This window comes from Pseudomonas sp. SDO5591_S426, assembly GCF_054070755.1.
In genome coordinates this window covers 1-9,841 of sequence record NZ_JBSVXD010000199.1, presented here as the reverse complement: position 1 = coordinate 9,841, position 9,841 = coordinate 1, and the positions used below count along the sequence as shown (strand labels likewise).

Below are 9,841 nucleotides of genomic sequence, written 5' to 3'. Positions count from 1 at the left end.
TACAAAGGAATGCGAACACCTGTGGGAGCTGCCGAAGGCTGCGATCTTTTAACGGCCAATAAAAAACCCGCACCTCTTTCAAGGCGCGGGTTGTTTCATTGCATCAATCGATCAACGCTCAAGCAGGATCCGCAGCATGCGACGCAGCGGTTCGGCCGCGCCCCACAGCAGTTGGTCGCCGACGGTGAACGCGCCGAGGAACTGCGAGCCCATGTTCAGCTTGCGCAGACGGCCGACCGGAATGTTCAGGGTGCCGGTGACCTTGTTCGGGCTCAGCTCCTGAATGCTGATATCGCGGTTGTTCGGCACCAGCTTGACCCAAGGGTTATGCTGGCTGATCAGCCCTTCGATATCGGCCATTGGCACGTCTTTGTTCAGCTTGATGGTCAGCGCCTGGCTGTGGCAGCGCATGGCGCCGATGCGCACGCAGATGCCATCCACCGGGATCGGGCTCTTGAAGCGACCGAGGATCTTGTTGGTCTCGGCTTGGGCCTTCCACTCTTCGCGGCTCTGACCGTTCGGCAGTTCCTTGTCAATCCACGGGATTAGGCTGCCGGCCAGCGGTACGCCGAAGTTTTCGGTCGGGTACGCGTCGCTGCGCATGGCTTCGGCAACACGACGGTCGATGTCGAGGATCGCGCTGGCCGGATCGGCCAGTTGATCGGCGACAGCGGCGTGGGTCGCGCCCATTTGCTTGATCAGTTCACGCATGTTCTGCGCGCCGGCACCGGAGGCCGCCTGGTAAGTCATGGCGCTCATCCACTCCACCAGACCGGCTTCGAACAGGCCGCCCAGGCCCATCAGCATCAGGCTGACGGTGCAGTTGCCGCCGATGTAGTTCTTGGTGCCCGCGTCCAGTTGCTGGTCGATGACCTTGCGGTTGACCGGGTCCAGAACGATGACCGCGTCATCCTGCATGCGCAGGCTGGAAGCGGCGTCGATCCAGTAACCCTGCCAGCCGGCTTCGCGCAGCTTGGGGAACACTTCGCTGGTGTAGTCGCCACCCTGACAGGTCAGAATCACGTCGAGGGTTTTCAGCTCTTCAATGCTGTAAGCGTCCTTGAGCGGAGCAATGTCCTTGCCCACGGACGGGCCTTGGCCACCGACATTGGAAGTGGTGAAAAACACCGGCTCGATAAGATCGAAATCCTGCTCTTCCAGCATCCGCTGCATGAGCACGGAACCGACCATACCGCGCCAACCGATCAGACCTACACGTTTCATCGCAACTACACCTTCTTGAAATGTGGGCCGCTGCTTTATCTTGAATTTGGCAGCGGGCCCGAGAGATTACAGATTCCGCAGCGCGGCGACTACTGCGTCGCCCATTTCCTGCGTACCGACTTTAGTGCAACCGGCCGACCAGATGTCACCGGTACGCAAGCCCTGATCCAGCACCAGGCTGACGGCTTTTTCGATGGCATCGGCCGCGGCCTGCTGGTTGAAGCTGTAACGCAACATCATCGACACCGACAAAATGGTCGCCAGCGGGTTGGCGATGCCTTTGCCGGCGATATCTGGCGCCGAACCGTGGCACGGCTCGTACATGCCCTTGTTGTTGGTGTCCAGGGACGCCGAAGGCAGCATACCGATGGAACCGGTGAGCATCGAAGCCTGATCGGACAGAATGTCGCCGAACATGTTGTCGGTGACGATCACGTCGAACTGCTTCGGTGCACGCACCAGTTGCATCGCCGCGTTGTCGACGTACATGTGGCTCAGTTCGACTTCAGGGTAATCCTTGGCCACTTCTTCGACGATTTCACGCCACAGTTGGCTGGAAGCCAGCACATTGGCCTTATCCACCGAGCACAGCTTCTTGCCACGGACCATCGCCATGTCGAAACCGACACGGGCGATGCGACGGATTTCGCTTTCGCTGTACGGCAGGGTGTCGTAGGACTGACGCTCGCCGTTTTCCAGGGTACGGGTGCCGCGTGGCGCGCCGAAGTAGATGCCGCCGGTCAGTTCGCGAACGATCAGGATGTCCAGGCCGGAAACGATGTCCGCTTTCAGGCTCGAAGCCTCGGCCAGTTGCGGGTAGAGGATCGCCGGACGCAGGTTGCCGAACAGGCCCAGTTGCGCACGAATTTTCAGCAGGCCGCGCTCAGGGCGGATGTCACGTTCGATGGCGTCCCATTTCGGGCCGCCAACAGCGCCCAGCAGCACTGCATCGGCCGCGCGGGCACGGTCCAGGGTTTCGTCGGCCAGCGGCACGCCGTGCTTGTCGATGGCGGCGCCGCCGATCACGTCGTGACTCAGTTCAAAGCCCAGGGCGAACTTGTCGCTGGCCAATTCCAGCACCTTGACCGCTTCGGCCATGATTTCCGGGCCAATACCGTCACCTGGGAGAATCAGAATCTGCTTGCTCATGCTTTCCTCATGTTTTCAGTCGGTGCGCCATCGACCGGCGCGCCCGGAAAAATGCTTATCGTTCGGCGCTTATCGTTCAGCCATCAGCACGAGTACATCCGTACTGAACGAACCATCGGCCTCAATCTCAAAATATTCGCGTACTTCGTTGCCCATCGATTGCTGCAGTTCGCGGATCGCTGCGCGCATCACTTGCGGTGTGCGCATGCGTTCGACCCAGCTGTTGTATTCCAGGCGCAGACGTTGACGCGTGGTACTGCGGGTATGCAACCCCGCTTCGCTGACCTGACGCAACCACTCACCGGCGGAATAATCGCGCACATGGCTGGTGTCGCGCAGCACTTCGACGCTTTGCAGGTAAGTGTCGAACAACGGACTGCCCGGTGACAACACATCGATGAACGCTGCCACGCCACCCGGCTTCAACACTCGACGCACTTCGCGCAGGGCAAGGCCGAGATCGCTCCAGTGGTGCGCCGAATAACGGCTGAAGACGAAATCGAACTCACCATCGGCGAATGGCAGGCGCTCAGCGGCACCGTTGACCGTGGACACGTTGCTCAAACCACGGTCGACAGCAGCGGCCGTCACCACGTCGAGCATCTGCTGCGACAGGTCATAGGCCACCACTTCTTTCACCAACGAGGCAACGTGAAAACTCACGTGGCCGGCGCCGCAGCCCAGGTCCAGAACCCGCGCATCGCCCTGCCCCGCCAACTCGGCCTGTAGCAGCGCGAATTCGGTGCCTTGAGCGTGGACGGCGCTGCTCAGGTAGGCCGAAGCCTGTTCACCGAATTGCTTCTGGACTACTTGGGTGTGCTGGGCGGTGCTGGTCATGGGGACTTCCTTTTAGGGGTGAGTCTTGGGGTGTTCATTCGGGCCTCATCGCTGGCAAGCCAGCTCCCACAGGTTTTGTGAATACCGCAAAACTTTGTGGGAGCTGGCTTGCCAGCGATGGCGTCATCACGCCTTACGCAAAATCAAGCGTCGCGAAACAACCAAGGCTGGCTCGCACGGTGCTTGGCTTCAAACGTCGCAATCGCATCGCCGTCCTGCAAGGTCAGGCCGATGTCGTCCAGACCGTTGAGCAGGCAGTGTTTGCGGAAAGCATCGATTTCGAAGTTCAACACCTTGCCGTCCGGACGGGTAACGGTCTGGGCCTGCAGATCGACCTGCAACTGGTAGCCCGGTGTGGCCTCAACCTGCTGAAACAGCTCATCGACTTCAGCGTCGCTCAAGATGATCGGCAGCAAGCCGTTCTTGAAGCTGTTGTTGAAGAAGATGTCGGCGTAGCTCGGCGCGATGATGCTGCGGAAACCGTACTCTTCCAGTGCCCAAGGCGCGTGCTCACGGCTGGAGCCGCAACCGAAGTTCTCGCGGGCCAGCAACACGCTGGCGCCTTGATAACGCTCGGCGTTGAGGACGAAATCCTTGTTCAACGGACGTTTGGAGTTGTCCTGGTACGGCTGCCCCACATCAAGATAGCGCCATTCATCGAACAGGTTCGGGCCGAAACCGGTGCGCTTGATCGACTTCAAGAACTGCTTCGGAATGATCTGGTCGGTGTCGACGTTGGCACGATCCAAAGGCGCGACAAGTCCAGTGTGCTGGGTAAAAGCTTTCATGCTGCGCTCCTTTAGATCAATTCACGGACGTCGACGAAACGACCGTTCACAGCGGCGGCGGCGGCCATGGCCGGGCTGACGAGGTGAGTACGACCACCGGCGCCCTGACGGCCTTCGAAGTTACGGTTGGACGTCGAGGCGCAATGCTCGCCGGACTCCAAACGGTCCGGGTTCATCGCCAGGCACATCGAGCAACCTGGCTCGCGCCATTCGAAACCGGCCTCGAGGAAAATCTTGTCCAGGCCTTCCGATTCAGCCTGCGCCTTCACCAGACCCGAGCCCGGCACTACGATGGCCTGCTTGATGGTCGAGGCCACTTTGCGGCCCTTGGCGATCACCGCCGCAGCGCGCAAATCTTCGATCCGCGAGTTGGTGCAGGAACCGATGAACACGCGGTCGAGTTGAATGTCGGTGATCGCCTGATTGGCGGTCAAACCCATGTATTTCAAGGCACGCTCGATGGAACCGCGCTTGACCAGGTCCATTTCCTTCGCAGGATCCGGCACGTTCTGATCCACAGCCAACACCATTTCAGGCGAAGTGCCCCAGCTGACTTGCGGCTTGATCTGGGTCGCGTCGAGCTCGACGATGGTGTCGAACTTCGCATCGGCGTCGGACACCAGGTCTTTCCAGGCTTCGACGGCCAAGTCCCACTCCGCGCCTTTGGGAGCAAATGGACGGCCTTTCACGTAAGCCACGGTTTTTTCGTCAGCCGCCACCAGACCTACGCGAGCGCCGGCCTCGATGGACATGTTGCAGATGGTCATGCGGCCTTCAACGGACAGGTCGCGAATCGCGCTGCCGGCGAATTCGATGGCGTGGCCGTTACCGCCGGCGGTGCCGATCTTGCCGATCACGGCGAGGACGATGTCCTTGGCGGTCACGCCGAACGGCAATTTGCCCTCGACCGACACCAGCATGTTTTTCATTTTCTTGGCGACCAGGCACTGAGTGGCGAGCACGTGCTCGACCTCGGAAGTGCCGATACCGTGAGCCAGAGCGCCGAATGCGCCGTGGGTCGAGGTATGGGAGTCGCCGCAGACCACGGTCATGCCCGGCAAGGTAGCGCCCTGCTCCGGGCCGATGACGTGGACGATGCCTTGGCGGATGTCGTTCATCTTGAACTCGACGATGCCGTATTCATCGCAGTTGTCGTCGAGGGTCTGGACCTGCAAACGCGAGACCTGGTCGGCAATGGCTTCGATGCCGCCCTTGCGCTCAGGAGTGGTCGGTACGTTGTGGTCCGGGGTCGCGATGTTGGCATCGATGCGCCAAGGCTTGCGCCCGGCCAGACGCAGGCCTTCGAAGGCTTGCGGCGAGGTCACTTCATGGATGATGTGACGATCGATGTAGATCAGCGCAGAGCCATCGTCGCGCTGCTTGACCAAATGCGAATCCCAGAGCTTGTCGTAGAGCGTTTTGCCGGCCATCAGACGGTTCCTCATCAGCTTGTTTCTATGCCCTGGATCTTGAGTAATTCAATAACCCTTTGGCTTGTGAGGCTGATCCTATGGGGTTACATTAAATAACTCAAATTCATATTTTTTATGCTTTGGATAACCAACTGGAATACGACCATGGACCTGGCCAACCTCAATGCCTTTATTGCCATCGCCGAGACCGGAAGTTTCTCCGGCGCGGGCGAACGGCTGCACCTGACACAGCCGGCGATCAGCAAGCGCATCGCCGGGCTGGAGCAGCAATTGAAGGTACGACTGTTCGATCGACTGGGCCGCGAAGTCGGACTGACCGAGGCCGGTCGCGCCCTGCTGCCGCGGGCCTACCAGATTCTGAATGTCCTTGATGATACGCGCCGCGCCTTGACCAACCTCACCGGCGAGGTGACCGGTCGTCTGACCCTGGCCACCAGTCACCACATCGGCCTGCACCGTTTGCCACCCTTATTAAGGGAGTTCACCCGACGTTATCCCGAGGTCGCGCTGGATATTCAGTTTCTCGATTCGGAAGTGGCCTACGAAGAAATTCTCCATGGCCGCGCGGAACTGGCGGTGATTACCCTGGCGCCGGAGCCCCACGCCTTGGTCAAGGCCACGCCGGTGTGGGACGATCCGCTGGATTTCGTGGTCGCGCCGGAGCACTCGCTGCTCAATAACGGCAAGGTCAGCCTCGCGGATATCGCCCGCCATCCGGCGGTGTTCCCCGGCGGCAACACCTTCACCCACCACATCGTCCAGCGCCTGTTTGAAGCCCAGGGCCTGACGCCAAACATCGCCATGAGCACCAACTACCTGGAAACCATCAAGATGATGGTGTCGATTGGTCTGGCCTGGAGCGTGCTGCCGCGCACCATGCTTGATGATCAAGTTGCGCGAATACCATTGCCGGGCATACAACTGTCTCGCCAGCTAGGCTATATCCTGCACACGGAACGGACGCTGTCGAATGCCGCACGGGCCTTCATGGCCTTGCTGGACGCTCAAATCGATCTGCCAGGGACTCAAGGCTAACTTGTGCTACTCCTATAGAGCCGCGAAAACCTGTCACAAATAGCCAATTCAGCCTAAGGCTTGCCAATGCCGAAATCTGTTGACCGTATTCCGCCGATGCCGCGCATCCAGGCACTTGACCCCAAACGCTCGGAGCAGAGCTGGGAAAGTGCCCCACAATTGCTGGCAGCCCTGAACGGCGCACGTTTGGGCGCCTGGTATTGGGACATCGAGCGCGGGCAGATCAGTTGGTCGCGGGGTACGCAGGCACTGTTCGGCTTCGATCCCCGGCAACCGTTGCCGGCGGATCTGGAATACCTCGATTTGCTGCCACCCGAAGACCGGGCGAAAACCGTCCGCGCCTTCCACGCAGTGATCGCCGGCGCACCGCTGGAGCATGCGATGCACCACCGCATTCGCTGGCCCGACGGCAGCCTGCATTGGCTGGAGATCAACGGCAGCCTGCTGCCGGACAAAGACGGTCGGCCCCGGATGATCGGCGTGATCCGCGAGATCACCCACCAGCGCCAGCGCGAACAGGCGCTAAGCAGCTCGGAAAAACGCTTCGCCACGCTGTTTCACCTTTGCCCGAACATGGTCCTGCTGACTCGCCAGGAAGACGGCCTGATCACCGAAGCCAACCAGTATTTCGAAAGCCTGTTCGGTTGGCCGGTGCAGGACGCGATTGGCCGCACCACCCTGGAATTGGGCTTATGGGTGCACCCCGAGCAACGGGCGCAACTGGTCACGGCCACCAAGGCCAAGGGCGAGTTGACCAGCATGGAGGTGCAGTTTCGCGCCAGCAACGGGCAGATTCATGACGGCATCCTCAGCGCGCAAAAGGTTGAACTCGAAGGTCAGCCGTATCTACTGAGCACGTTCCTCGACACCACTGAACGCAAAGCCGCCGAGCATGCGTTGAAAGACAGCCAGGAACGCCTTGATCTCGCGCTGGACTCTGCACAATTGGGCACCTGGGATTGGCACATTCCCAGTGGCATGCTCTACGGCTCGGCCCGCGCCGCGCAGTTGCACGGCCTGGAAGCCAAGCCATTCCATGAATCTTTCGACGAGTTCTTCGAAGGCGTGCCCGGCGAGGAACGCGACACCATGCGTGACGCCTACCGCAGCCTGCGCGAAGGTCCGGCCGGCAACTATCAACTGACCTATCGCGTGCAATTGCCGGACGGGAGTTCACGCTATCTGGAAAGCCGCGCCCGGCTCTATCGCGATGAAAACGGCCTGCCGCTGCGCATGGCCGGCACCCTGCTCGACATCACCGACCAGGTCGAACGCGAACAACGGCTGGTGGCCTCCGAAGAGAAATTCGCCACCCTGTTCCAGGTCAGCCCGGACCCGATCTGCGTGACCCGCCAGGACACCGGCCAGTTCATCGAGATCAACTCCAGCTTCACCCAAACCTTCGGCTGGAGCGCCGCCGACGTGATCGGTCGCAGCGCCGACGAAATCGGCCTGTGGGATGCCTCGGCGAAAAGCTTGCAGCGAATCGAACAGGTGATTCGCGAACAAGGCCTGAACAATGTGGCGATTCTCGTCCAGCACAAGGACGGGCAATCCCTGACCTGCGTGATTTCCAGCCGACAGATCAGCGTCGGCGACCAGCCGTGCATCGTCACCACCCTGCGCGACATTACCCAGCAACAGCGCTCGGAAGCAGCGCTGAAGGCCAGCGAAGAGAAATTCGCCAAGGCGTTCCACTCCAGCCCCGACGCCATCACCATCACCGAACGCGATACCGGGCGTTATCTGGAGGTCAACGACGGTTTCTGCCGCTTGACCGGTTACCGCGCTGATGAAGTGATCGGCCGCACGGTTTATCAGGTCGGCATCTGGGCTGAAGAGAAGCAACGCTCGGCGCTGTTGGCCGAACTGCAGATCAAGGGCCGGGTTCATCATCAGGAAATGCTCGGGCGCAACAAGCGCGGCGAGTTGCTGACCGTCGAAGTCTCGGTGGAACCGATCACCCTCAACGAAACCGCGTGCCTGCTGCTGACTGCGCGGGACGTCAGTCTGCTGAAAAACGCCGAGGCGCAGATCCGCCACCTCGCCTACCACGACCCGCTGACCAACCTACCCAACCGCGCACTGTTGATGGATCGCCTGAGCCAGCAAATCGCACTGCTCAAGCGGCACAACCTGCGCGGCGCGCTGATGTTCCTCGACCTCGACCACTTCAAGCACATCAACGACTCCCTCGGCCATCCGGTGGGCGACACGGTGCTGAAAATCATCACTGCACGCCTGGAAGCCAGCGTGCGCATGGAAGACACCGTCGCGCGCCTGGGCGGCGATGAGTTCGTGGTGTTGCTCAGCGGTCTTGAAGGTTCGCGCAACGACGTCAGCGCCCAGGTGCGGCAACTGGCCGATACCTTGCGCGAATTGCTGTCCGAGCCAATGTTCCTCGACGGTCAGCGCCTGCAAGTGACGCCAAGTATCGGCATCGCGCTGATTCCCGATCACGGCTCCACGCCGACCGACCTGCTCAAGCGTGCCGACATCGCCCTGTATCGCGCCAAGGACTCGGGGCGCAATACCGCGCAGATGTATCACAACACCATGCAGAAAGCCGCGAGCGAGCGCCTGCGCATGGAGACCGACTTGCGCCTGGCCCTGTCTCGCGGCGAGTTCCGCGTGCATTACCAACCGCAGCTGGATGCACGGGATAACCGCATCGTCGGCGCCGAAGCGCTGGTGCGCTGGAACCATCCGGAGCTCGGGGCGCAATCGCCCTCCGAGTTCATCAAGGTACTGGAAGACAGTGGCCTGATCCTGGAGGTCGGCACCTGGATTCTCGACGAAGCGTGCCAGGCCTGCCACCTGATGATTGCCAACGGTCTGGTGGACCCACTCGATTTCAGCCTGTGCGTGAACATCAGCCCACGGCAGTTCCGCCAGAACGACTTCGTCGAGCGCATCGAGGAAAGCCTCGCCAGCTACGGCTTGCCCTGCTCACTGCTGAAACTGGAAATCACCGAAGGTATCGTCATCCAGAACCTGGAAGACACCATCAGCAAAATGCGTCGCCTGAAAAAGCTCGGCGTCAGTTTCGCCATGGACGACTTCGGCACCGGTTATTCATCGCTGACTTACCTCAAGCGTCTGCCGGTCGACACCCTGAAAATCGACCAGTCGTTCATCCGCGACGCCACCACCGACCCCAACGACGCCGAGATCATCCGCGCCATCGTCGCCATGGCCCGCAGCCTGGAACTGAAAGTGATTGCCGAAGGCGTCGAGACGCCGGAGCAGCTGGAGTTTTTGCAGGGGCTGGGTTGTCACTTTTATCAGGGGTATCTGCACAGCCAGCCGTTGCCGGTGGAGGAGTTTCAAAAACTGCTGCGATAACGCGCGCCCCTGTAGGAGCTGCCGAAGGCT

General features: G+C 60.5%; 7 protein-coding genes. 2 read left to right on the top strand and 5 right to left on the bottom strand.

Annotated features, from left to right (window positions below):
* Window positions 1-111: 111 nt before the first annotated feature.
* From asd to leuC, 5 genes are all read right to left on the bottom strand, one after another.
* Entirely contained in the window at window positions 112-1,224 is a 1,113-nt protein-coding gene (asd, locus tag ACW9JC_RS25760) for an aspartate-semialdehyde dehydrogenase (RefSeq protein WP_338585806.1), read from the bottom strand.
* A gap of 66 nt (window positions 1,225-1,290) precedes the next feature.
* The gene (gene leuB, locus ACW9JC_RS25755) at window positions 1,291-2,373 is read right to left on the bottom strand and encodes a 3-isopropylmalate dehydrogenase (RefSeq protein ID WP_457458499.1); all 1,083 of its coding nucleotides are present in this window, start codon (window positions 2,371-2,373) and stop codon (window positions 1,291-1,293) included.
* 69 nt (window positions 2,374-2,442) lie between these two features.
* Complete coding sequence (locus ACW9JC_RS25750; protein ID WP_457458497.1) at window positions 2,443-3,210, bottom strand: class I SAM-dependent methyltransferase; 768 nt, start codon at window positions 3,208-3,210, stop codon at window positions 2,443-2,445.
* Between the two features lie 143 nt (window positions 3,211-3,353).
* A complete protein-coding gene (gene leuD, locus ACW9JC_RS25745) occupies window positions 3,354-3,998 on the bottom strand; it encodes a 3-isopropylmalate dehydratase small subunit (protein WP_448107079.1) in 645 nt (214 codons plus the stop codon).
* 11 nt (window positions 3,999-4,009) lie between these two features.
* Window positions 4,010-5,428, bottom strand: coding sequence for a 3-isopropylmalate dehydratase large subunit (gene leuC / locus ACW9JC_RS25740; protein WP_457458494.1), 1,419 nt, complete (start codon window positions 5,426-5,428; stop codon window positions 4,010-4,012).
* Window positions 5,429-5,575: 147 nt separating this feature from the next.
* Between leuC and ACW9JC_RS25735 the strand changes: the two genes are divergently transcribed.
* Both ACW9JC_RS25735 and ACW9JC_RS25730 read left to right on the top strand, forming a co-directional pair.
* Entirely contained in the window at window positions 5,576-6,466 is an 891-nt protein-coding gene (locus ACW9JC_RS25735) for a LysR family transcriptional regulator (RefSeq protein ID WP_338585800.1), read from the top strand.
* A gap of 66 nt (window positions 6,467-6,532) precedes the next feature.
* The gene (locus ACW9JC_RS25730) at window positions 6,533-9,811 is read left to right on the top strand and encodes a PAS domain S-box protein (RefSeq protein ID WP_457458492.1); all 3,279 of its coding nucleotides are present in this window, start codon (window positions 6,533-6,535) and stop codon (window positions 9,809-9,811) included.
* Window positions 9,812-9,841: the final 30 nt, after the last annotated feature.

What these genes read in the sequence shown, in the direction of transcription:
- leuC (WP_457458494.1), bottom strand. Translation starts at nt 5,428, where the DNA reads ATGGCCGGCAAAACGCTCTACGACAAGCTCTGGGATTCGCATTTGGTC.
- ACW9JC_RS25750 (WP_457458497.1), bottom strand. Translation starts at nt 3,210, where the DNA reads ATGACCAGCACCGCCCAGCACACCCAAGTAGTCCAGAAGCAATTCGGT.
- asd (WP_338585806.1), bottom strand. Translation starts at nt 1,224, where the DNA reads ATGAAACGTGTAGGTCTGATCGGTTGGCGCGGTATGGTCGGTTCCGTG.
- leuB (WP_457458499.1), bottom strand. Translation starts at nt 2,373, where the DNA reads ATGAGCAAGCAGATTCTGATTCTCCCAGGTGACGGTATTGGCCCGGAA.
- leuD (WP_448107079.1), bottom strand. Translation starts at nt 3,998, where the DNA reads ATGAAAGCTTTTACCCAGCACACTGGACTTGTCGCGCCTTTGGATCGT.
- ACW9JC_RS25730 (WP_457458492.1), top strand. Translation starts at nt 6,533, where the DNA reads ATGCCGAAATCTGTTGACCGTATTCCGCCGATGCCGCGCATCCAGGCA.
- ACW9JC_RS25735 (WP_338585800.1), top strand. Translation starts at nt 5,576, where the DNA reads ATGGACCTGGCCAACCTCAATGCCTTTATTGCCATCGCCGAGACCGGA.